Here is a 23,422-nt window from a genome sequence, read left to right on the forward strand (position 1 = left end):
AGTAAGTCAAAAAATAGCACATGAAAGCCCTGTAAATACTGGGTTTTATAAGAAAGCGCTTAAGCAATTATGTCAAAACACGGCGAGTAGCCAAGTCAAACGCTTGGTTACTGCAAGTCAAATGGCAAGCTGAACTCAGCCTGCAGCCAAATCCCCCGGGCCGCTGGCAAAGTAGCCATTCAGTTGCTGCAAATCCTGCGGTTCCAGCACCCCAGCCAGATAACGCAGCTGCAACCAGGCGCGCAGGTAATCGTAGCGCGCCTGCGCCAGGTCGCGGCGGGCGCTGTACAACTGCTGTTCGGCATCGAGCACGTCGAGGTTGACCCGCTCGCCACCGGCCACGCTTTTGCGCGTGGCCGTGATCAAGCCGCTGGCTGACTTGACCGCCAACTCATAGGCGCGGATCTTCGCCGTGCTGCTGGCACAGAGGTTGAACTGCTTGCGCAACTGATTGAGCGTGTCGGCAATCTGCCCATCCAGGCTGAAGCGCGCACTGTCGCGCTCGGCAGCCGCCTGGCGGGTGGCCGCCGACACGCCGCCGCCGGCGAACAACGGCAGGCTGACCTGGATGCCGATGCTGTCGGTGTCATAGCGCTGGTCGTAGCTGCTTTCGGAGCTGGAGCTGGATTTGCCGGTGCTGGCATAGGCACTCAGGGTCGGCAGGTGGCCGGCGCGCTGACGCTCGACGGCGTAGTCGGCGGCAACCAGGGCGTGACGCTGGGACGCCAGTTCGGCGTTGTGGGCCACGGCAAGATCCCGCCAGCTTTCGAAGCGCAGTGGCTGCAAGGGTTGAACGCGGAAATCACCATTCAACGGCGCCAGGTCGGCAACCTCCAGCGGCTCGCCGATGATCGCCTGCAGCGTACGCAGGGCAGCATCGAGGTTGTCGCTGGCTTCTATTTCCTGGGCCTGGGCCAGCTCATAGCGCGCCTGGGTTTCCAGCAGGTCGGTACGGGTACCCTCGCCGCCCTTGAGCAAGCGCCGATTCAGTTGCAATTGCTCGGCATAGGCACGGCGCTGGGCCTGGGCCAGGGCGATCTGCTCGTTGGCGAACAGCGCCTCACTGTAGGCGGCGAACACCCGCACCGCCAGCTCCTGGCTGCGGCTGCGAAAACGCTCGTCCGCCAGCAACGCCTTGGCCACACCCTGGCGGTACTCGGCCCAGGCGCCGTAGTCGAACAGCGGCTGTTGCACGGTCAGTGTCGAGGAGTAGCTGCGGTAGTCACGCTGGCTGGTGACGTTGCCGCGGGCGTTGGTCTGGGTCACTTCGGAATCGTTGCGGGCATTGTTGTAGCGGTAGGACAGGTTCGGCAGCAACGCTGCCCGGCCGATGGCGCGGCTCTCAAGGCCGGCATCGCGCTCGGCGATGGCGGCATGGAAGGCCGGATCGTTGCGCAGGGCCAGGGCATAGGCATCACCAAGGTCCACCGCAGCGGCCGACAGACTGGTGCCCAGCAACAGCAGGCATGACCACACTCGCATCGACATCATTCCTCCGCCAGGGCGACATGCACCCGGTCGGTCAGCGGCTTGAACAAGTAGTTGAGCATCGAGCGCTCGCCAGTACGCACGAAAGCTTCCACCGGCATGCCCGGGCGGATGTCCTGGCCGGCCAGTTGCTGCAAACCGGCGTCACTGACCTTGGCGCGTACCTGGTAGTAGGGCTGCTGGGTTTTCTCATCGACCAGGCGGTCGGCCGAGACCAGGGTCAGCTCACCCTCGACCCGTGGCGTTTTGCTCTGGTTGAAGGCGACGAACATGATCTCCACCGGCAACCCCGGGTGCAGGCGGTCGACCAACTCCACCGGCGCACGGGCATCGATCAGCAACGGCGCATCGCCGGGAACGATCTCCATCAGTTGCTGGCCACGGGCAATCACCCCGCCATTGGTGAACACGCTCAGGCCCACCACCGTGCCGCTGGCCGGGGCGCGCAGCTGGGTGTTGGCCAGTTCGAAGGCGGCGCTGCGCAGGCGGTTGCCGAGGTCTTCGGCGCTGGACTGCATCTCGCTCAACTGCTGGCCGACTTCACGTTGGTACTCTTGCTGACGCTGGGCCATGCGCAGTTTCAGCTCCAGAACCTGGCGGCGGGTGCGGCCGATATTGCCCAGGTCCTCCGAAATCGCGCCGTTGATCTGCGCGTACAGGCGTTCGCTGTCGAGCAGGCGGTTGCGTGCAATGTAACCGTCACGGGCCAGTTCACGCAGCCCCTGCAGTTGTTCATCAAGCGCAGCACGTTGTTCCTGCTTGTGGCTCATCGAGCCCTGCACACCGGCCAGCATGGCCTCGGCGCCGGCGATGTTCTCGCGCAGGCCGGCCAGCTCCATGTCCAGCGACTGGCGCCGGCTGTTACGCAACTGGCGCTGCAGTTCCAGGGCGGTGGCCACCCAGGGCTCGGCCGCCAGGGCCTGCAGCTCGGTCGGGAAGGTGATCGATGCCAGCCCGTCACGCTCGGCTTGCAGGCGCGCTTCACTGGCCCGGGCGTTAACGTACTGAACCCTTAACGAATCATGCTGGGCCTGAGCCTGGGTGGCGTCCATCTGCACCAGCACCTGCCCGGCACTGACACGGTCGCCGTCGCGCACCAGCAGACGTTCGATGGTGCCGCCCGTGGGATGCTGCACAGCCTGGCGACTGCCGGCGACCACCACGTTGCCCGAAACCGGCACGCCCTTGTCCAGCGGTGCCAAGGCGGCCCAGAGGATGAAACCGCCAAAACCACCGATCACCAGCCAGCGGCCCAAACGGCTGTGGCGGCGGGCATCGAGGGTCAGCAGGTTGTCGGGAATGGCATGCGCGTGAAGCGACTGAGGGACGGTCATGATCAGGATCTCGGGGTGCCGTAGCTCATGCTGACGCTGGCCGCGCTGCGTAGCGCCGGGGTGGGGGTGGGAATGCCGGCCGGCTTATGGCTGCGCTGCAGGTCCTGCAGTACCCGTGCGCTCGGACCGAAGGCCTGCATCTGGCCGTTCTGTAGCACCAGCAACTTATCCACAGCCGCCAGCAGGCTGGACTTGTGGGTAATCAGGATCAGCGTGCGCTGCTGCGCCTTGATCTGCTTGATAGCCTCAAGCAAAGCGCGCTCGCCAACATCATCCAGGTTGGAATTGGGTTCATCGAGCACGATCAGCGCCGGCAGGCCGTACAACGCCCGGGCCAGGCCGATGCGCTGGCGCTGGCCACCGGACAGCCCCGCCCCGCCTTCACCCAACTGGGTGTCATAAGCATTGGGCAGTTTCAGGATCAGCTCGTGCACACCGGCCCGTTGTGCGGCGGCCACCACCTGTTGCGAGTCGACCGCACCCAAGCGGGCGATGTTCTCGGCAATGCTCCCGGCGAACAGCTGCACGTCTTGCGGCAAGTAACCGATGTGGGTGCCGAGCAGGCCCTTGTCCCAGTGCTGCAGCTCGGCGCCATCCAGGCGCACCTTGCCGGCAGCCGGCAAGGCAGCGCCAACCAGCAAACGCGCCAGCGTCGACTTTCCCGAGCCGGACGCGCCAATAATCCCCAGGCTGTCGCCGGCCGCCAGCTCGAAACCGAGATTGACCAGGCACGGCTTGCGCGTGCCCGGCTGCATCGCACTGAGCTGCTCCACCAGCAAGCACCCGCTCGGTGCCGGCAACGGCATGCCGGCCGCGCGCGGCGGTTGCTCGCTGAGCAAACTGTACAACCGCTCATAGGCCTGGCGTGCCGACCCCCACTGGCGCCACACGGCAATCAGCTGGTCGATCGGCGCCAGCACCCGGGCCATGAGAATGGAGCCGGCGATCATCATCCCCGGGGTAATCAGTTGCTCGATCGCCAGCCATGCGCCCAGGCCCAGTACCAGCGATTGCAGGGCCAGGCGCAGGCCCTTGGACACTGCGGTGATCGCTGCCGTGCGTTCGCTGCCGAGGTTCTGGCGCAGGAGAAAACCGTGGTGCAACCTGGCCCAGCGCTGACGCACCGCCACCAGCATGCCCATCGCCTCCATGACTTCGGCATTACGCAGGTTGGCGCCAGCCTGCTGTCCGGCCTGCTGCGACAGCTGCCCGGCTTCGGCGAATGGCGCCTGGGTCAGGCGCTCGTTGATCCAGGCGAGGATCGTCAACAACACGGCGCCAACCAGCGCCATCAACCCCAGCCAGGGGCTGAACAGGAACATCACCAGCAGGTACACCGGGAACCATGGCGCATCGAAAAAGGCGAACAGCGCCTGGCCGGTGGCGAACTGGCGCAAGGTGGTCAGGTCGCTGAGCACCTGGGTCGCCGCCCCCTTGTGGCCGGCCAGGCTGGCCTGATAGGCGGCCTCGAACACGCGCGGGTTGAGGCGCATGTCCATCTGCGTGCCGAGACGGATCACCACCAGGCTGCGCACCCATTCCAGCAGGCCCATGAAGGCGAACAGGCCCAGCACCATCAGGCTGAGCATCAGCAGGGTCATCTCGTTGCCCGAAGACAGCACCCGGTCGTAGACCTGCAGCATGTACAGCGCTGGCGCCAGCATCAGCAGGTTGATCACCGCAGTGAACAGGCCGATGTTGGCAAAGCCGGCGCGGCAGGCCTTGAGCGCCTGCAATACTTCGTTCGCAGGGCGGGAGCGGGTTGCTTTCATGAAGGACCTCAACAGGGCGAGCCCGCGGGCGGTTGACCTCGCCGGCGCAGGCTCGCAGAATTCGCACCACCGCCGCCTGGGCCCGGCAAAGACGCAGGCGGCGGGGTAAGCCAGCAGCGAATGGAGGAGTGATCTTCCATTCGCTTTTTTTTGCCTGGGGTCAGGCGGCCAGGGCAAAGTCCTCGGCCAGGGCTTGAACGCCCACCACATCAGCCGAAGCGACATTCAGCGGGCCACCGGCCAGGGCAGCGCTGATGGCGTCGAAGGTGTCGTCGGTGGATACGCCGTAACCGGCCAGCAGGTTGTCCAGCACGCCTTCCAGGGCCGAGGTGTTGCCCTGCATCAGGCCGTAGATCACGCTCTGCACTTCGTTGCCGGCGCGACCGGCGCCCAGCGCCGCCTCCAGGTCCAGGCCATTGAACGTGACCACTTCTTCGGCCAGGGTGAAGTTGCTGCCATTGCCGCCACCGAGCTTGTAACCCAGCGAAACGCTGTCCACTTCGCCCCACAGGTAGTGGTTCATGTTGCTGCTGGCCGGTTGGCCCGGGTTGAACACATAGTGCAGGCCGTTGGTGGTATCGCTGCTGGCTACGAAGGCGTAGTCGGAACCATTGGCACCGTGGGTCGCATACTGCTCGCCGTTGAAGCCGCCTTTGTTGAAACCGCCGGTGTTGCTGTAGCCATGACCTGCGGTGGCGAAACCGGCCGCCCAGGTGGCCAGGTAATCGTCAACGGTGTAGGAGGCGTACGCTGCATCGTAAGAAACGGAAAGGCTCATGTCTCATCCTCTAAATAGTTGAGGGTTGTGGTTCGAAGGCGTGTTCCATGCCTTCGGTGTTGCCCGGTATGGGCAATTCGGTCAGAACTTGTACTCGAGCATCCCGGTCAGGGTCCGGCCACGGGCCAGGGACAGGTTGTTGCTGTCGCCCATGGCCACGAAGTACGCCTGGTCGGTGAGGTTTTCCAGGCTCAGGGCCAGGTTCAGCTGCGGCGTCATCCAGTAGCTGCCGTACAGGTCGTAGACCTTGTACTGCGGCCACAGGGCCTGATCGAGGTAGGAGTAGTTGTGGGTGTCCAGGTTGGTGCCGTTGCCTTTGCTGTAACGCAGGCGGGCACCGACATCGAGCTGGTTGTCGAGAAAACGCAAACCGACGGTGAGCGAACCGCGATCAGCCGGCATGTAGGTGGCGTTACCCATGATGTCGCCGCAGCGGCTGTAGTTGTTGAGCTCTGCATTGTCGAACGCCTCGCTCACCGGCACCCGCCGCATGATGATGCGATTACCGACCTTGAGCGGGCGCAGCACCGTGCCTACGCGCTTGAGATCCTTGGCTCCCCCCAGGTAGAACTGCGGCGAGCAGAACTCGTTGCTGCCGATCATGTGGGTGTAGCTGAGCTTGCTGTAGAACCGCCCGGCGTCGTAATCCACGGCGTATTCCACGCCACGGAACTGGGTCTGCTGCTGGTTGTTCTGGTACGCCATGCGTCCGGTCGAGGTGCCTGCTGCGGTCAGGCCCGGCACATCGACGTTGATATCGAGGAACGAGAAGTTGTCGATCCGGGTGTCGAAGTAAGCGACCTTCATGCCCAGCCGATCGCCTTCACGGAACAACGACTCCTTGAAGATGTTCACCCCCAGCTCCCAGTCGTGGGAGCGTTCGGCTTGCAGGAACGGGTTGGGGTAGACCATCTCGGCGCCACCGCCGCCGTGGGGACGGCCGGACATGAACACTTCGGTGACCGAGGGTGGCCGCCAGCCACGGCCCCAACGGGTGTACAGCTGCAGCCAGTCGACACCCGGCTTGACGGCAATGCCGAAGGTCGGCGAGAAGCGCCCTTCTTCCTGTGCCTCGTCAAACAGCAGGTGCGTCGCCGGCTTGCCCAGGTCGGCCTCAAACGGTCCGTCCGGGTACATCCACACGGTCATGCCGGTTTCACCCGTGAGCCGGTAGCGGTCATAGCGCAGGCCGGCATCCAGGGTCAGCCAGTTGCCGTGTTCGTACTGCATTTGCCCGAACAGGCTGGCCATGACGCGCTTGCCGCCCGGCGTCGACCCCTGAACGTAGGGGTAGGCTTCTTCGTTGCTGGCCGGCACGCGATCGGTGCGCGGCTTGAATTTGTCCTGGAACAGCTCGGTGCCGTAGTCGAACGTCAGCTGGTCGCTCGCCCCAAAGTAGAAGCGCGAGGTGTTCTGCAACTGCAGGCCCCAGGTATCGGTCTGGAAGCGATCGCTGTAGGCCGCATAGTAGTTTCCGCTTTGCGGGCTGGCATTGTTGCCGGCATTCCAGCGATCCTGGCGGGTGCTGACGAAATAGAGCTTGGCCCTAAAATCGATCAGGTCGCTGTCGGGGCTGAAGCTGTAGTCGAGGGCGACGTTCTTGGCATTGATATCGTTGCTGCCGGAGCGCTGGTAGAAGTACTGGTCCTCGGTGTCGTTGAGCCAGGTCCAGGCATCCTTGCTGTCGGTGTCGGTCTCCATGTAGCTCAACTGCACGCGCTGATCCTGGGGCAGGTTCAGGCCCAGTTTGATCATCTGCGAACGGGTGACGCTGCCCATGTCTTCGACTTCACCCTTGAGCCAGTCGTCCCAGGCGGCGGGAAACTGGTTCTTCAGGCGAATCTCGGTGCCGAGGTTGTCTTCATTGTTGCTGCCCGCCCGGTAGTTGCCGAAATGGCGCTCACTGACGCCGAGCAAGACATCGCCGACTTCATTGCCGAACGCGAACAGCGCACTGCCATTGAAGTACGTGCCGTTACCCAGTTCACCGATACCGTGACCGGCGCGCAGGCGGCCGCCGTATTCCTTGCCGGCACCGAGAAACTCGCTGGCCTGCACGGTGTTGAAACTGGCAATACCACCGATGACCCCGGCGCCGCCCATGCCTGAGCGCGAACCTTTTTCGATCTCGACACTGCTGATGAACTCCGGGTCAACGAACATCACCCCGTTGCGCTGCTGGTGACCGTTGACGTTGAAGTTCTGGCGCATGCCGTCGATGTTCATGTTGACCCGGCCGTAGTCCTGCACGCCGCGGATATTCACCGACAGGCCCGGGTCGCGCTGGTTGACGGCGGTGTAGACGCCGGCGGTTTCTTCGAGCATGTCGGCGGCATGGCGCGGCGGGCGCTTGTCGATCTGCTCGCGGGTGATGACGCTGACCGAACGGGGAGTCTGATAAACCCAATCGGCATCGCTGTTCGAGTCGACATGCGTGGCGCCCAGCTCCAGCGCCTGGCCGTCGTCGCTCACCCGCTCCAGGCCGACCCGGTCGGAGCCGCTGAAGCGATAGCGCACGGGCGAGCCGCGCAACAACAGGCCAAGCCCTTCCTGTGCCGAATGCTCGCCGCGCAAGCCTTCACTGCGCAGGCCTGCCAGCTTGCGGCTGTCGAAGAACACCTGCACCCCGGCCTGTTCGGCGAAGGCCAGCACAGCACTGTCCAGGGCCTGGGCGGGAATGTCGAAGTGGATCAGCGCGGTGCGCTGGCTGGGTGTCGCGGGCTCGGCCGCCTGGACGCTGCCAATCCCCATCGGCAAGGTCCAGGCGCCCAGCATCAGGCTGCTGGCAAGGGCTACCCGACCGAGCGGCCGGGTGCGTCGTTGGTGTGGATTGCTCACGTCTGTTGCTCGCTGTGTTGGCGTTTTCTAGTAATGAAAATCAATCTCAACAAACAGACGTGCAACGTGGGGAAAGTCAGTAAAGAAATTTCAAAAGAAATTTAACCCGTGAACATCAGACGCCGCAGGTGAGCGCCGATTGCCCTTGTTTACGGTCCTTGCCGCTGTTTTCGATGATCGATGCCGTCACCGCAACCTCATCGCCGCTGGCCGACATGTCACCGTCTTCGGCCACCCGGTAGCCCAGTTTGCGAAACAGCATACGTACCTGATCGGGCGGCGCATCAAAATAGATCCCGTGCCATTCATAGCCGATGAATACCGCCGTGACCTTGATGCCATGGAAGGGCAGGTCGACCGGGTAGCTCACCTCCTCTTCCTGCGCCTCGGCAGGCAGGGCCTGACGCTTGGCAATCGCCTTGTCGAAGTAAGGCTCAAGCGGTGCACCGAACTCGCAGGTGGCGGGGTCGAACTGCACCAGGTTGTCGTCGGCCGCCAGCACCTGAGTGCTGCACAATCCGAGCAGCAAGGCGCCGGAGAGGGATGAAGCAATACACGCGAGAAAACCACTGGCCATATCCCTGCCTTCAGATCATCGTGAAAACGCCAGTTTCGTGGAAAAAACCGCTGCCGACAATCGCCCGCCAAGGCACTCAATAGATCAGGGTCAGCCCCGGCAGATCCAGCCGACTGACCTTGAGTTCATCGGTCAGCAGGCCCAGCGCGGCGTCCAGGTTATCCAGACGAAACATGCCGCTGACTTCACGCCGTGCCAGGGCCTGATCGGTGATCAGCAGGTGCCCGCTACGATAGCGATTGAGTTGCGCGGCCACCTCAGCCAGCGGTTCGCGCTCGAACACCAGCACGCCGCGCTGCCAGGCGGTGGCACGACGCACGTCCTGCTCAGGCCACAGGCGAATACCGTGGGTCGTGTCGTAGCGCAGGCTCTGACCTTCCTTGAGCAACTGCTCGCCGCTGCCCGTTTGCGCGGCGTCCTGCAAGGTAACCGCAACACTGTGCTCGAGCATGCCGACCCAGGTGCCGCCATCAGGCTCGGGGCCCACCACGAAACGCGTGCCCAGGGCACGGCTGCTGCCCCCTGCCCGCTCGACCACGAAAGGCCGTTGTTCGGTGCCGGAGACCGGCGCAACAGTAAACACCGCTTCACCGGCCAACAGGCGCACACGACGTTCGCTGTCGCTGTAGGCCAGCTCGATGCCACTGTGACTGTCCAGGTCGACCTGGCTGCCATCGGGCAAACTCACCCGGCGCACTTCACCTTTGGCCGTTGCGTAATCGGCGTGCAATGCCAAGGAAACGCTGGGCAACTGATCCACAGCGACAACCGCCAGCACCCATGCAGCCGTAGCGCTCAATGCCCAGCGCAAGCGTGAACGGCGTCGGCGCCCGGCCAGTGGACGGGCCACGGCAAGCGACGCCCTTGGCGCACCCTGGTCAAGCGAGCCAAGACGGCCAAGGTCGGCCCAGGTCGCCTGGGCAAACGCCAGCGCCTGGGCATGGCGCGGATCACTGGCCAACCAGCGCGCCAGCGCCTGCTCCTGCTCGGTTCTCAACGGGCCGGCGCTGAGCAGCACCGCCCACTCGGCGGCCTGCTCGCGAATGGCTTGCTCTGGCGAGTTCTGGCTGGTCACACGGTTCTCTCGAGTTCTGGTTATGTGAGTGCTGACGTCTGAAGGCGCATTTCCCAGTAAACCGTTCGTCATCCTGGTTCCTGCAGACACTGCATCACATAGGCCAAGGCCTTGGCCAGATGCTTCTGCACCGAGCTGTCGGAAATGTCCAGCGCGCGCGCCACCTCGGCGTGGGTCATGCCTTCCAGGCGGTTGAGGCGGAACACGTCCTGGGTACGCGGCGGCAAGTCGGCCAGCGCCCTGCGCAGGCGGCGCATGTGCTGTTCAGTGGCGGCATGTTCATCCAGGCCCGGGCGGTCTTCGACGATGGTTTCCAGTGCCTCGTGAGGCACCGAATCGGTCTTGCGCCGTTGCTGCTGACGAACATGATCGATCATCAGATTGTGCGCAGTGCGATAGAGATAGGCCGGGGTGTTGTCGATCCGTTCATGGCCCTGTTGCTCGGCCAGGCGCAGAAAGCTCTCCTGCACCAGGTCGGCAGCCAGTTGCGGATCACGCACCTTGCGCGTCAACACCCCCTGCAAGGTTTTCGCGTGCTTGAGGAACAGCCGCTTCAAGTCGGACTCCGCCACGCGAACTCCCTGTGGATGGCCGGAAGAAGGCGGTATGCTACTCGTTAGTGAGAATCACTTGCAACTTCACCCCGACACGCCTTGCACGCGCCGGGGTGCGCAGGTCACTCGAACAGCGCGTCCAGTGCCTGCTCAAGCCGGGTCACGGCAATCACCTGCAATCCGGGCGGCGCTTCCTTCGGTGCGTTGCCCTTGGGCACGATGGCACGCTTGAAGCCATGCTTGGCCGCTTCCTTCAGACGCTCCTGGCCACTGGGTACCGGGCGTACTTCGCCGGACAGGCCGACCTCGCCAAACACCAGCAGGCCGTTGTCCAGCGGGCGGTTGCGCAGGCTGGACATGATCGCCGCCATCAGCGCCAGGTCGGAGGCTGTCTCCAGCACCTTGACCCCGCCGACCACGTTGAGGAATACGTCCTGATCGTGGGTAGGGATGCCGCCATGGCGATGCAGCACCGCCAGAAGCATCGCCAGGCGGTTCTGGTCCAGGCCGAGGGTAACCCGCCGCGGGTTGGACAGGTGGCTGTCATCGACCAGCGCCTGTACCTCCACCAGCATCGGCCGGGTGCCTTCCCAAGTGGCCATGACCACACTGCCCGGCACCTCTTCCTGGGCACGCGTGAGAAAGATCGCCGACGGGTTGGAAACTTCCTTCAAGCCACGGTCGGTCATGCCGAATACACCCAGCTCGTTGACCGCGCCAAAACGGTTCTTCACCGCGCGTAACAGGCGCAGGCGGCCGTCGGACTCGCCCTCGAAATACAGCACGGTATCGACCATGTGCTCGAGCACCCGCGGCCCGGCCAGCGCGCCTTCCTTGGTCACGTGACCGACCAGGAAGATCGCCGTGCCGCTCTGCTTGGCATAGCGCACCAGCAACGCCGCACTCTCGCGCACCTGGGAAACGCCGCCGGGAGCCGACTGCAACTGTTCGGTGAAGATGGTCTGGATCGAGTCGATGACCATCACCTTGGGCTTCTCGACCCGCGCCGTGGCGATAATGGTTTCGATGCAGGTTTCGGTCATCACCCGCAGTTTGTCCTGGGGCAGGCCCAGGCGCCGGGCACGCATCGCCACCTGTTGTTGCGACTCTTCGCCGGTGACATACAGCGCCGACATGCGCGTGGCGATGGCGCACAGGGTCTGCAGGAGGATGGTCGACTTGCCGATCCCCGGGTCGCCGCCGATCAGCACCACCGAGCCATCGACCAGGCCGCCGCCGAGCACCCGGTCCAGTTCGGCGCTGGCGGTGGTGAAGCGCGGGATTTCTTCGACGCTGACTTCGGCCAGGGTCTTGATCTGCGCCTGTTGCCCAGCCCAGCCGGTGCGCCCGCTGGGGGCCGCGGCGGCGCCGCTTTCCAGCACGGTCTCGACCAGGGTGTTCCAGGCGCCGCATTCAGCGCATTGCCCGGCCCATTTCGGGAAGGTGGCGCCGCACTCGGTGCAGCCGTACATGCGCTTGGCCTTGGCCATGGGACGGTCCTCTGGAAAAAGGCACCATCATAGCCGACCTCGACAGCCTGGGCGGGCACAGAAAACCACAAAACTATTCGGTATAACCGCAGTCTGTTGCAGCAGCGCGGAGCATGAAGCGCATAGCTGATTTACACTGCGTTTACCAATCTCATCTGTTACAAGGAATAAACCATGGGCGTGCTCAGTGAATTCAAGGCCTTCGCGGTCAAAGGGAATGTCGTCGATATGGCCGTCGGTATCATTATCGGTGCCGCCTTTGGCAAAATCGTTTCATCTTTCGTAGGTGATGTGATCATGCCACCGATCGGTCTGCTGATCGGCGGCGTCGATTTCAGTGACCTGGCGGTAACCCTCAAAGCCGCCGAAGGCGACATACCGGCCGTGGTAATGGCCTATGGCAAATTCATTCAGACCATCCTCGACTTCATCATCGTCGCCTTCGCGATCTTCATGGGCATCAAGGTCATCAACCGCCTGAAACGCGAAGAAGCCGCCGCACCCACCCTGCCGCCGGTACCCAGCAAAGAAGAAGAGCTGCTCACCGAGATCCGCGACCTGCTCAAGGCGCAGAATCGGCAACCCTGAGTGCAGGGATAAAAAAACGGCGCCTGCGGGCGCCGTTTTGCTTGCGGCTTACCAGTAGGTCTCGACGGCTACCTGGCCGGGGCGGCGGCTGAGGCTGAGGTTCATGTCACGTTGTTTGAGCACTTTGCGGGTGTCATCGACCATCTGCGGGTTGCCGCAGAGCATCACCCGCGAATGTTCCGGGGTCAGCGCCAGGCCTGCTGCGCGTTCCAGATCGCCATTCTCGATCAGGGTGGTGATGCGCAGGTTCAGGGCGCCGGGATGCTGTTCACGGGTAACGATCGGGATGAACTGCAGCTTGCCGGCAAATTCCGCCAGGTAGTCGCGTTGCTCAAGGCCCGCGATCAGCTCCAGGTACGCCAGCTCCCGGGCTTCGCGCACCGAGTAGACCAGCTTGATCGATTCGAAGCGCTCCCACACCTCGAAGTCCTGGAGGATCGACAGGAACGGCGCAATACCGGTGCCGGTTGCCAGCAGCCACAGGTCGCGGCCGTCGACAAAGCGGTCGAGGGTCAGGTAACCAAAGGCCTGGCGATCGATCAGCAGGCTGTCGCCTTCGCCCAGTCGGCTCAGTTCACTGGTGAACTCACCGCCCGGCACCACGATGGAAAAGAAATCCAAGTGCTCGTCGAACGGCGAGGACACCATCGAATAAGCGCGCCAGACCACGCTGCCGTCAGCCTTGGTCACCCCTAGGCGGGCGAACTGGCCGGCACGAAAACGAAAGCCCTGGTCGCGGCTGGTACGCAGGCTGAACAGGCTGGGGGTCAGTGGCTGGACGTCGAGCAGCGTCTGGCGGGTGAACTTTTCAGCACTGGCAGTCATGACTCGCTCCAAAGAAAAGATGGCCCAGTGTCGCGCAAACGCTGCGGGATAAACACCGTTGGTTTGTAGTGGCATCGACCAGTGGCGTGGTCAGCACCAGTGATAGCCAATTGATTTCAAACCGATATCAAACAACTACGCCACTGTGTGCTAAAGAACATCCCTGTAGAAATGTTCACATTTCTATAGCCAAAAAACCCAACAAAATCGTGGGACATTTCCTACACTACTTTCCACCTTTATTCAGTTGTTGGATCCATCAACGAGAGACTGGCCCCATGCCGCACTGGAAAGAACAGCAGCTAGAGCAGTTGCTGGGTGAAACCGACGAACAACGGATGTTTGAGCTCGCGGTTTCCCTGGCCCAGCAATTGGGCATGGAGTACCTGGCCTTCGGCATGCGCGTGCAGATCGCGACTCTGGCGCCTCAACTAAGAACCTTCAACAATTATCCCGACGCCTGGAACGAACACTACCAACGCTGCAACTACCTGGACATCGACCCAATCGTCGCCCACGGCCATCGTTCGCTAATGCCGATCCTGTGGTGCGATGACCTGTTCCGAGAGACGCCTCAATTCTGGGAAGACGCCCAATCCCACGGTCTGCGCCATGGCTGGAGCCAGTCGGCACACGATATGCGTCACAACGAAAGCATGCTCAGCGTCGCCCGCAGCCAACAAGCAATTAGCCTCGAAGAGCTCTACGACAAGGCCGGCCAGACGATCTGGCTGTGCAACCTGCTGCATACGCTGATGATTGACCGGCAGCCGGGGCACGAAACACCGGCCTGCAATTTATCCGCGCGGGAGACCGAAGTACTGAAATGGTCTGCCGCCGGCAAGACCGCCGCCGATATCGCCTGCATCCTTTCGCTGTCGCAGAGCACGGTGAACTTTCACATCCGCAGCATCATCAGCAAAACCAACGCGAGCAACAAAGCCGGCGCGATCGCCATTGCGGCGATGCGTGGCCTGATCTGAGCCAACAGCCCCGTCCCCCTGCAAAGCACGGTAGAATCACGGCCCTGTAGAGCGCGCCACGCGCGCACATCAATGCCCCAGAGCCTTACACCATGCCCCTGCTGACCAGCCCTTTCGCCGAACTCGACCTGCTTCGCCAGCCCGAGCAAGCCAACGACCCCCTGCAAGCCTTCGATGCTGCCGACGAGTATTTGCTGGAGCACCTGGCCGAGCAGTCACCGACGGCGAGTACCCGGGTGCTGGTGCTCAATGACAGCTTCGGTGCCCTGGCCACCAGCCTGGCCCCCCATGTAGCGGTGTTCAGCAGCGGTGATTCGCACCTGGCGCATCTGGCCCTGGAAAAGAACCTGGTGCGTAACGGCCTGGCCTTCGATGCAGTACCGTTCGTGGCGGCCAGCAAGCCGTGGCAGGGGCCGTTCGACCGGGTACTGGTACGTGTGCCCAAGACCCTGGCGTTGCTCGAGGAGCAACTGATCCGCTTGCAGGGCCAACTGACGCCCGGCGCGCAAGTGGTTGCCGGCGCCATGATCAAACACCTGCCCCGCGCGGCGGGTGATCTGCTGGAGAAGTATATCGGCCCGGTGCAGGCATCGCTGGCGAAGAAAAAGGCCCGGCTGCTGATTGCCACCTTCGAGCCAAAGCCGGCGTTCACCTCCCCTTACCCGACCCGCTATCAACTCGACGCGCCACACCTTGAGCTGCTCAACCACGCCAACGTGTTCTGCCGCGAAGGCCTGGATATCGGTACCCGGGCGTTCCTGCCGCACCTGCCCAAAGACCTCGGCGATGCACGGGTCGCGGACCTGGGCTGCGGCAACGGCGTGCTGGCGATCGCCAGCGCCCTGGCCAACCCGCAGGCGCAGTACACCCTGGTCGATGAATCGTACATGGCGGTGCAATCGGCACTGGAGAACTGGCAGGTGGCGCTGGGCCAGCGTGAAGTCACTGTACGCGCTGACGACGGCCTGGCCGGGCAGCCGGCACAGTCGCTGGATGTGGTGCTGTGCAATCCGCCGTTCCACCAGCAGCAGGTGGTCGGCGACTTCCTCGCCTGGCGGATGTTCCAGCAGGCTCGTGAGGCATTGGTGGTCGGCGGCGCACTGTACATCGTCGGCAACCGTCACCTGGGGTATCACAGCAAGCTGGCGCGCTTGTTCCGCGGGGTCGAGCAGGTGGCGGCGACGCCGAAGTTCGTGGTGCTCAAGGCGCGTAAATAAACCAGCACCGCGTCACCTGCATCGCTGGCAAGCCAGCTCCCACCATAGACCGGTGTCCACTGGCCCTCTGGGAGCTGGCTTGCCAGCGATGAGGCCCTAAAAAAAACCCTCCGCAGCTGACGCTGCGAAGGGCTGTAAATCCGCCGCAAGGCGGGATGGGAAATATCGTTTCAGTGCGTGCTCAGTCCGGCCGCACTCATGAACAGGCGCATCAGCCAGGCCACCAGGGCCAGGCTCAGCACACTGCCCACCCAGATCAGCGCCAACCAGCCCAGGCGCTGCCAGAGCGGTTTCTTCTCTTCGTCAATCGTGCCTTTGCCAGTCATTGCCATGCTCCCCTAGTGGTAGCCATCTTCGTGGGTCACCTTGCCGCGGAACACGTAGTAGCTCCAGAAGGTGTAACCGAGGATGAACGGGATGATGAACAAGGTCCCGACCAGCATGAAGCCCTGGCTCTGCGGTGGCGCAGCAGCATCCCAGATCGAGATCGACGGCGGGATGATGTTCGGCCACAGGCTGATGCCCAGGCCGCTATAACCAAGGAAGATCAGCACCAGGGTCAGCAGGAACGGGGTGTAGTGAGCATTACGCGCCACCGCCCGGAGCAAACCGTAGAGGGTCACCAGCACCAGGATTGGCACCGGCAGGAACCAGAACAGGTTCGGCAGGCTGAACCAGCGCTCGGCAATGTCCGGATGGGCCAGCGGCGTCCAGATGCTGACGATACCGGTCACCGCCAGCAGCACCAGGGCCAGCGGGCGCGCCAGGTCATGCATCTGCAGCTGCAGTTTGCCTTCGGTCTTCATGATCAGCCAGGTGCAGCCGAGCAAGGCGTAGGCGACGATCAGGCCCAGGCCGCAGAACAGGCTGAACGGGGTCAACCAGTCGAGGCTGCCGCCAGCGTAGTTGCGATCGACCACCTCGAAGCCTTCGATGAAGGCGCCCAGCGCCACGCCCTGGAAGAAGGTCGCCGCCAGCGAGCCGCCGATGAACGCCTTGTCCCACAGGTGGCGCTTGGCCGCAGTGGCCTTGAAGCGGAACTCGAAGGCCACGCCGCGAAAGATCAGCCCGACCAGCATCAGCATCAACGGCAGGTACAACGCCGAGAGCACCACTGCGTAGGCCAGCGGGAAGGCGCCGAACAGCGCCGCACCACCGAGCACCAGCCAGGTTTCGTTACCGTCCCAGACCGGCGCCACGGTGTTCATCATCACATCGCGGTCCTGCTCGCCCTTGACGAAGGGAAAGAGAATGCCGATGCCCAGGTCGAAGCCGTCCATGACCACGTACATCATGATGCCGAAGATGATGATGATGGCCCAGATAAGCGGAAGATCAATGCCCATGATTCAGTTCCCCTTGTTCAGGCTGGCGGGCTCGCCATTGTCATGGTCGTCATCGGCGGCGGACAGCGGCCGGGCGGGGGTGCGTTGCTGGCCAGGGCCACCGGGATTGGTCTCGTCGCCTTCACCGGTTTTCGGCCCTTTGCGCACCAGGCGCATCATGTAGCCCAGGCCAGTGCCGAACAGCGCGAAGTAGACCACCACGAACATCACCAGGGTCAGGCCGAGCTGGCCGTAGCTGTGGTTCGAAGCGCCATCGGCGGTACGCATCAGGCCGTAGACCACCCAGGGCTGGCGACCGATCTCGGTGGTGAACCAGCCGGCGAGGATCGCGATCAGGCCGGACGGCCCCATCCACAGGGTCAGGTACAGGAACGGCCGCGAGCTGCAGAGCTTGTCGCTTTTGCGCAGCCACAAGCTCCAGAGGCCGACGAAGATCATCAGCATACCGAGGCCGACCATGACCCGGAACGACCAGAACACGATGGTCGAGTTAGGCCGGTCTTCTTTCGGGAATTCCTTCATCGCCGGCACTTGCTTGTCCAGGCTGTGGGTCAGAATCAGGCTGCCCAGCGCCGGGATTTCCAGCTTGAAGCGGGTGGTCTCGGCCTGCATGTCGGGGATGCCGAAGAGGATCAACGGGGTCGGTTCGCCCGGCACGTTTTCCCAGTGGCCTTCGATCGCAGCAATCTTCACCGGCTGGTGCTTGAGGGTGTTGAGGCCGTGGAAGTCGCCGATCACTGCCTGTACCGGGGCCACGATCAGGGCCATCCACATGGCCATCGACAGCATCTTGCGGATCGCCGGGTTATCGCGGCCGCGCAACAGGTGCCAGGCTGCCGAAGCGCCGACGAAGAACGCCGTAGCCACAAAGGCGGCCGTCGCCATGTGCGCCAGTCGGTAGGGGAACGACGGGTTGAAGATCACTGCGAACCAGTCCACCGGAACGACCACGCCGTTGACGATTTCGTAGCCCTGCGGGGTCTGCATCCAGCTGTTGGAAGCAAGGATCCAGAAGGTCGAGATCAAGGTGCCGATGGCCACCATGACCGTGGCGAAGAAGTGCAGGCCACGGCCGACACGGTTCCAGCCAAAGAGCATGACGCCAAGGAAACCGGCCTCGAGGAAGAAGGCCGTGAGTACTTCATACGTGAGCAGCGGGCCGGTGACGGAGCCGGCGAAGTCGGAGAACTTGCTCCAGTTGGTGCCGAACTGGTAAGCCATGACCAGGCCGGAGACCACCCCCATGCCGAAGTTGACGGCAAAGATTTTCGACCAGAAATGGTAAAGGTCACGGTAGACGCTGTTGTTGGTTTTCAGCCACAACCCTTCGAGAACAGCCAGGTAGCTCGCCAGGCCAATGGTGATGGCCGGGAACAGGATGTGAAAGGACACGGTAAACGCGAACTGAATTCGGGCGAGATCTAGAGCCTCTAATCCGAACATAGTGCTTCCTCTGTCAGGTAATCCGGCGTCAGGCGATGGCCTTGGCGCCAACTGCCCCCACGGTAGTTGAGTGCGGCAAGTTGGAATTGTTCTGTAAACATCACATCGCAGGGAATTCGGCCGTCTGGCCCTACCGTTGCAAATGAAACAATTGATCCAGATCAACGGTTGCCTGAAAGGATAGTCCTGAACGGCCTGCGCGCTTGTGTGGTTGATTGCCGCGTGACCGGTTGTCTCACCCCCTTTACCGCGCCCTAAAACAGTGCGCTACCCGCACGCAAGCCGAACTCCTCGCAACCTACTGTTACAAAGTGATGATAATCTGCACCGCCGATCCCTTCGCCGAGGCTCTGTTTCGCCGATGTCAGACCCTGTTCTGCTACTGCGTCATCACCGTCCCTTCCTGGCCTTCTGGCTGGCCCGGGTGTTTACCGCCAGTGGTTTCCAGATGCTCACCGTGGCGATCGGCTGGCACCTTTACCAGTTGACCGGCAATGTCCTCGACCTGGGCCTGGTGGGACTGGTGGAGTTCGCCCCGCGGGTGCTGTTCATGCTGCACACCGGGCACGTTGCCGACCGTTATGACCGGCGCCGGGTCGCGGCCTTGTGCCAGAGCGCCCAGGCCATGATCGCCCTGGTGCTGGTGGTTGCCAGCAGCACCAACAGTGTCAGCCGCGAACTGATCTTCCTGTTGGCGTTTTTGCTCGGCAGCGCACGCTCGTTCGAAATGCCGGCAACTCAGGCGCTGCTGCCGAACGTGGTGCCTTCCGAGCTGTTCCCGCGTGCAGTGGCCGCTTCTGCCTCGGCGATGCAGGCAGCAACGATCGTGGCGCCGGCGGTAGGCGGCTTTCTGTATGCCTTCGGCAGCGTCTGGGTGTATGGGCCGACGGTGGCGCTGTACCTGATCGCCTGTGTACTGACCCTGGGCCTGGTCTCCCGTCAGCAACCGGGCAACCAGGGCCGCGCCAGCCTCGAATCGTTGATGGCCGGGATTCGCTTTATCCGCAGCCGCCCGGACATTCTCGGCGCCATCTCCCTGGACCTGTTCGCCGTGCTGCTGGGCGGCGCCACCGCACTGCTGCCGGTGTTTGCCAAGGACATCCTGCTCACCGGCCCATGGGGCCTGGGCCTGCTGCGCTCGGCGCCGGCGGTGGGCGCCTTGCTGATGTCGCTATGGCTGGCGCGCTTCCCGGTGGAGCGCAAGGTCGGGCGGGTGATGTTCACTGCCGTCGGCGTGTTTGGCGTGGCGACCATCGCCTTTGGCCTGTCCACTTCGTTCTGGTTTTCCCTGGCCGTGCTGGCGGTGCTGGGTGCCGCCGACATGATCAGCATGGTGATTCGCGGCGCCTTCGTGCAACTGGAGACCCCGGACGAGATGCGGGGCCGGGTGAGTGCGGTGAACGGGCTGTTCATCGGTGCGTCGAACCAGCTCGGTGAGTTCGAGTCGGGGGTGACGGCGCACTGGTTCGGCACGGTGCCGGCGGTGGTGCTGGGCGGGGTCGGGACGCTGCTGGTGACCGGGGTGTGGATCAAGCTGTTCCCGACCTTGGCTGGGCGCGATCATATGCAGAACAGGCCCGAGGATTGACCTCAGGGGCCTCATCGCTGGCAAGCCAGCTCCCACAAGTCCGGTGCATGCAAAACCTGTGGGAGCTGGCTTGGCAGCGATAGGGCCAGCACTGTCACACCCGCAACAGGCCTGCCACCCGCTTGCGCAGCGCCCGCCCCGCCACCTGTTCAACCAGCACCAAGGCAAACTCCAGCGCCGCCGCCGAGCCCTGCGCGGTGATGCAATTACCATCCACCACCACCGGCTGATCGACAAAACTGCACCCGGACAAGCCCTGGCTGACACCTGGATCACAGGTCATGCGCCGCTGACGCAACACGCCATAGGCCTGCAGCGCCAAGGGCCCTTCGCCGATCGCGGCAAAAAACTTCCCGGCCTTGGCCTGATCCTTCACCTGCTGCGCCAGCGGCTGGTGGGCAGTCATGTGCTGTGCGCCTTTTTCGCCCCCGGGCAAGACCATCAGGTCAAACGGCTGGGCCAGCAGGTCGACCAGCATGCCGTCGGCGGTCAAACGCGTGCCACGGGCACAGGTGAGCATCCGCCGGCCTTCAATGCTGGCCACCACTACTTCCAGTTCGGCGCGGCGCAGCACGTCGATCAGGGTCACGCTTTGCAAGTCATCCACGCCTTCGGCGACGACGATCAGGGCTCTGTGGGTCATCAACTGCTCTCCGCCGGGGTATCTAACAAGCGTAGTCGCTCACAGCGCCAGGGTCAGTTGACACTCATACCCCTTGCGCGCGCGGTAGCCATCACCACTGTCGACCCAGCCGGTGGCCCGGTACAAGGCCAGGGCGGCGTGGTTGCCCGGGTCCACCGATAGCTGCAGGCAGCGCACCGCGGGCCACAGGTCGCGCACCAGGCCCGGCAATGCCTGCATGCAGAATCGCCCCAGACCACGCCCCTGCAGGCGTCGATCCACCTGCAAGGCATTGACCGTCGCGGCATCGACCCTGGCCCAGGGCGCCAGGAACGCCCCGCGCTGGAGCAACAGGAAGGCACGCGGCACGGCCTCCACCAGCAGCGCCACGCCGCGCAGGTCAGGGCTGTCGGTACTGTGCAGGATGTACAGCGCGCCGGCCATATCACCGGCATAGCGCTGTTGCTCGGGCTGCACCTGGATGTCGATCAGCCGATCGCGCTGGGCCGGGGTGAGGTCGCGGTAGTCGATCAGTTGCACAGCGTGGTCTCGTGAGGGGGGAACGGCGCAGAACCTGCAGATATCTGCAGTGTATCGCGACATTAATTACCGCTGCCCGAGCATGCTGGTATGATGCGCGGCTTTTTTCCGACCCAGGGAAAAACCACAGTCTCCCGGTACAGTCTGTGCTTTGCTAACTGGGTCGATACATTCACGGCGCCGGGAGCGCCACGGGGAGCAGGCATGCTGGAAAGGCTGTTTCAACTAAAAGCACACGACACCAATGTCCGCACCGAGATTCTCGCGGGCGTGACCACCTTCCTGGCCATGGCCTACATTCTGTTCGTCAACCCGAGCATCCTCGGCGAGACCGGCATGGACAAGGGCGCGCTGTTCGTCGCGACCTGCTTGGCCGCGGCCATCGGCTCGACCACCATGGGCCTGATCGCCAACTACCCGATCGCCCTGGCACCGGGCATGGGCCTGAACGCCTTCTTCACCTACACCGTGGTCCTGCACATGGGCCACACCTGGCAGGTGGCCCTGGGCGCGGTGTTCATCTCGGCCGTGTGTTTCTTCCTGCTGTCGATCTTTCGCATCCGTGAATGGATCGTCAACAGCATCCCGTTGCCGCTGCGCTCGGCGATTGCCGCCGGTATCGGCCTGTTCCTGGCGCTGATCGCCCTGCACAACGCCGGCATCGTCGTCGATAACCAGGCGACCCTGGTGGGCCTGGGCGATCTGAAGAAGCCAGCGCCGATCCTCGCCACCCTGGGCTTCTTCCTGATCGTTGCGCTGGAGGCCATGAAAGTCCGTGGCGCGGTGCTGATCGGTATCCTGGCGGTAACCGTGGCCTCGATCGGCCTGGGCTTCACCCCGTTCAACGGCGTGGTGTCGATGCCGCCGTCGCTGGCGCCGACCTTCCTGGAACTGGACATCAAGGGCGCACTGGACGTCGGCCTGATCAGCGTGATCTTCGCCTTCCTGTTCGTCGACCTGTTCGACAACTCCGGTACCCTGATCGGCGTCGCCAAGCGCGCCGGCCTGATGCGCAAGGACGGCCACATGCCGAAAATGGGCCGTGCGCTGATCGCCGACAGTACCGCCGCCATGGCCGGCTCCCTGCTGGGCACCTCGACCACCACCAGCTACATCGAATCCGCTGCCGGCGTGAGTGCCGGTGGCCGTACCGGCCTGACCGCCATCGTCGTGGCCATTCTGTTCCTGCTGGCGTTGTTCTTCGCACCGCTGGCCGGTAGCGTGCCGGCCTTCGCCACCGCCCCTGCGCTGTTGTTCGTCGCCGTGTTGATGGCTTCGGGCCTGGCTGAAATAAACTGGGACGACATTACCGAAGCCGCGCCGGTGGTGGTTACCGCCCTGGCCATGCCGCTGACCTACTCGATCGCCAACGGCATTGCCTTCGGTTTCATTGCCTGGACCGCGATCAAGCTGCTCTCTGGCCGTGCCCGTGACCTCAACGCGGCGCTGGTGATCCTCTCGATCCTGTTCGTCATCAAGCTGGGCTGGTTCAACGCATGAGTGCTGTCTTCGATCCTTCGACCTACACCCAACAGCTCGACGCCAAGGTCGCGCGCCTGCGCGAGCTGCTGGCGCCGTTCGCGGCTCCCGAACCTGCGGTGTTCGACTCGCCGCGCGAGCACTATCGCCTGCGCGCCGAGTTTCGCCTGTGGCGCGAAAACGAGCAGCGCTTCTACGCAATGTTCGCCCCGGGCGAGAAGTACACGCCGATCCTGATCGAAGACTTCCCGATTGCCAGCCAGCAGATCAACGACCTGATGCCACGGCTCAAGGCCGCCTGGCAGGCCAGTTCGGCGCTGAGCTTCAAGCTGTTCCAGGTGGAGTTCCTCACCACCCTGGCAGGCGATGCAATGATCACCCTGTGCTACCACCGCCCGCTGGACGAGCACTGGGAAGCCGCCGCGCAACAACTGGCCAGCGACCTGGGCGTGAGCATCATCGGTCGCTCCAAGGGCAAGCGCGTAGTGATCGGTCGCGATTACGCCGTCGAAGAGTTGCAGATTGCCGGGCGCACCTTCCGCTACCGCCAGCCTGAAGGCGCCTTCACCCAGCCCAACGGCGCGGTCAACCAGAAGATGCTCAACTGGGCGTATGAGGCCCTGGGCGAGCGCGAGGACGACCTGCTTGAGCTGTACTGCGGCAACGGCAACTTCACCCTGCCGCTGGCCACCCGGGTACGCAAGGTACTGGCCACCGAGATCAGCAAGACCTCGGTGAATGCCGCCCTGCACAACCTCGACGACAACGCTGTGGATAACGTGCGCCTGGTGCGTTTGTCGGCTGAAGAGCTGACCGAAGCACTGAACGAGGTCCGGCCATTCCGCCGCCTGGAAGGCATCGACCTCAAGAGCTACCAGTTCGCCA

General features: G+C 63.4%; 21 protein-coding genes. 6 read left to right on the forward strand and 15 right to left on the reverse strand.

Annotated features, from left to right (window positions below; translation table 11 throughout):
* Positions 1-135: 135 nt before the first annotated feature.
* The 9 genes from UW3_RS0124145 to radA all read right to left on the reverse strand — a co-directional run bounded on the left by UW3_RS0124145 (position 136) and on the right by radA (position 11,906).
* Positions 136-1,482 carry a TolC family outer membrane protein gene (locus UW3_RS0124145; RefSeq protein WP_010226407.1) on the reverse strand — a complete coding sequence of 449 codons (1,347 nt, stop codon included), beginning with the start codon at positions 1,480-1,482 and terminating at the stop codon, positions 136-138.
* A 5-nt stretch (positions 1,483-1,487) separates the two neighbouring features.
* The gene (locus UW3_RS0124150; RefSeq protein ID WP_010226408.1) at positions 1,488-2,822 is read right to left on the reverse strand and encodes an HlyD family type I secretion periplasmic adaptor subunit; all 1,335 of its coding nucleotides are present in this window, start codon (positions 2,820-2,822) and stop codon (positions 1,488-1,490) included.
* Positions 2,823-2,824: 2 nt separating this feature from the next.
* Entirely contained in the window at positions 2,825-4,594 is a 1,770-nt protein-coding gene (locus UW3_RS0124155) for a type I secretion system permease/ATPase (RefSeq protein WP_010226411.1), read from the reverse strand.
* 160 nt (positions 4,595-4,754) lie between these two features.
* Positions 4,755-5,372 carry a heme acquisition protein HasA gene (locus UW3_RS0124160; RefSeq protein WP_010226413.1) on the reverse strand — a complete coding sequence of 206 codons (618 nt, stop codon included), beginning with the start codon at positions 5,370-5,372 and terminating at the stop codon, positions 4,755-4,757.
* Between the two features lie 81 nt (positions 5,373-5,453).
* Positions 5,454-8,147: a TonB-dependent receptor gene (locus tag UW3_RS0124165; protein ID WP_010226414.1), complete on the reverse strand. Its 2,694-nt coding sequence runs from the start codon at positions 8,145-8,147 to the stop codon at positions 5,454-5,456.
* Positions 8,148-8,325: 178 nt separating this feature from the next.
* Positions 8,326-8,787, reverse strand: coding sequence for a hypothetical protein (locus tag UW3_RS0124170; protein ID WP_010226415.1), 462 nt, complete (start codon positions 8,785-8,787; stop codon positions 8,326-8,328).
* 76 nt (positions 8,788-8,863) lie between these two features.
* On the reverse strand, positions 8,864-9,862 hold the full coding sequence (locus UW3_RS0124175; protein WP_010226416.1) for a FecR family protein: 999 nt from the start codon (positions 9,860-9,862) through the stop codon (positions 8,864-8,866).
* 68 nt (positions 9,863-9,930) lie between these two features.
* Positions 9,931-10,434 (reverse strand): RNA polymerase sigma factor, encoded by a 504-nt coding sequence (locus tag UW3_RS0124180; protein ID WP_010226417.1) that lies wholly within the window; start codon positions 10,432-10,434, stop codon positions 9,931-9,933.
* A 104-nt stretch (positions 10,435-10,538) separates the two neighbouring features.
* Positions 10,539-11,906 (reverse strand): DNA repair protein RadA, encoded by a 1,368-nt coding sequence (gene radA, locus UW3_RS0124185; RefSeq protein ID WP_010226418.1) that lies wholly within the window; start codon positions 11,904-11,906, stop codon positions 10,539-10,541.
* A gap of 174 nt (positions 11,907-12,080) precedes the next feature.
* Here radA and mscL point away from each other — a divergent pair, with 174 nt between their 5' ends.
* Complete coding sequence (mscL, locus tag UW3_RS0124190; protein WP_010226419.1) at positions 12,081-12,494, forward strand: large-conductance mechanosensitive channel protein MscL; 414 nt, start codon at positions 12,081-12,083, stop codon at positions 12,492-12,494.
* A 48-nt stretch (positions 12,495-12,542) separates the two neighbouring features.
* On the opposite strand, the gene UW3_RS0124195 is transcribed toward mscL, so the two are convergent.
* The gene (locus UW3_RS0124195) at positions 12,543-13,319 is read right to left on the reverse strand and encodes a ferredoxin--NADP reductase (RefSeq protein ID WP_010226420.1); all 777 of its coding nucleotides are present in this window, start codon (positions 13,317-13,319) and stop codon (positions 12,543-12,545) included.
* Positions 13,320-13,597: 278 nt separating this feature from the next.
* On the opposite strand from UW3_RS0124195, the gene UW3_RS0124200 reads away from it, so the two are divergent.
* Together UW3_RS0124200 and UW3_RS0124205 are read left to right on the forward strand one after the other, a co-directional pair.
* Positions 13,598-14,302, forward strand: coding sequence for an autoinducer binding domain-containing protein (locus UW3_RS0124200; protein ID WP_010226421.1), 705 nt, complete (start codon positions 13,598-13,600; stop codon positions 14,300-14,302).
* 92 nt (positions 14,303-14,394) lie between these two features.
* Positions 14,395-15,519 (forward strand): methyltransferase, encoded by a 1,125-nt coding sequence (locus tag UW3_RS0124205; RefSeq protein WP_010226423.1) that lies wholly within the window; start codon positions 14,395-14,397, stop codon positions 15,517-15,519.
* Between the two features lie 170 nt (positions 15,520-15,689).
* Here the strand turns inward: UW3_RS0124205 and UW3_RS27635 are convergent, their stop codons facing one another.
* Genes UW3_RS27635 through UW3_RS0124220 form a run of 3 tightly spaced genes read right to left on the reverse strand, consistent with a single transcriptional unit; the run spans position 15,690 to position 18,308 of the window.
* Positions 15,690-15,845 (reverse strand): DUF2474 domain-containing protein, encoded by a 156-nt coding sequence (locus UW3_RS27635; protein WP_010226425.1) that lies wholly within the window; start codon positions 15,843-15,845, stop codon positions 15,690-15,692.
* A gap of 12 nt (positions 15,846-15,857) precedes the next feature.
* Positions 15,858-16,865 carry a cytochrome d ubiquinol oxidase subunit II gene (cydB, locus tag UW3_RS0124215; RefSeq protein WP_010226427.1) on the reverse strand — a complete coding sequence of 336 codons (1,008 nt, stop codon included), beginning with the start codon at positions 16,863-16,865 and terminating at the stop codon, positions 15,858-15,860.
* A 3-nt stretch (positions 16,866-16,868) separates the two neighbouring features.
* On the reverse strand, positions 16,869-18,308 hold the full coding sequence (locus UW3_RS0124220; RefSeq protein WP_010226428.1) for a cytochrome ubiquinol oxidase subunit I: 1,440 nt from the start codon (positions 18,306-18,308) through the stop codon (positions 16,869-16,871).
* Positions 18,309-18,669: 361 nt separating this feature from the next.
* On the opposite strand from UW3_RS0124220, the gene UW3_RS0124225 reads away from it, so the two are divergent.
* Entirely contained in the window at positions 18,670-19,896 is a 1,227-nt protein-coding gene (locus UW3_RS0124225; RefSeq protein ID WP_010226430.1) for an MFS transporter, read from the forward strand.
* A 94-nt stretch (positions 19,897-19,990) separates the two neighbouring features.
* Here the strand turns inward: UW3_RS0124225 and UW3_RS0124230 are convergent, their stop codons facing one another.
* Both UW3_RS0124230 and UW3_RS0124235 read right to left on the reverse strand, forming a co-directional pair.
* Entirely contained in the window at positions 19,991-20,539 is a 549-nt protein-coding gene (locus tag UW3_RS0124230; protein WP_010226432.1) for a DJ-1 family glyoxalase III, read from the reverse strand.
* A 39-nt stretch (positions 20,540-20,578) separates the two neighbouring features.
* On the reverse strand, positions 20,579-21,058 hold the full coding sequence (locus UW3_RS0124235; RefSeq protein ID WP_010226434.1) for a GNAT family N-acetyltransferase: 480 nt from the start codon (positions 21,056-21,058) through the stop codon (positions 20,579-20,581).
* A 204-nt stretch (positions 21,059-21,262) separates the two neighbouring features.
* On the opposite strand from UW3_RS0124235, the gene UW3_RS0124240 reads away from it, so the two are divergent.
* Both UW3_RS0124240 and trmA read left to right on the forward strand, forming a co-directional pair.
* Positions 21,263-22,558: an NCS2 family permease gene (locus UW3_RS0124240; protein WP_010226435.1), complete on the forward strand. Its 1,296-nt coding sequence runs from the start codon at positions 21,263-21,265 to the stop codon at positions 22,556-22,558.
* A partial coding sequence (trmA, locus tag UW3_RS27640) for a tRNA (uridine(54)-C5)-methyltransferase TrmA (RefSeq protein WP_010226437.1) occupies positions 22,555-23,422 on the forward strand: 868 nt, incomplete at its 3' end. The genes UW3_RS0124240 and trmA, both read left to right, overlap by 4 nt.

The organism is Pseudomonas donghuensis (assembly GCF_000259195.1).
Lineage (GTDB): Bacteria > Pseudomonadota > Gammaproteobacteria > Pseudomonadales > Pseudomonadaceae > Aquipseudomonas > Aquipseudomonas donghuensis.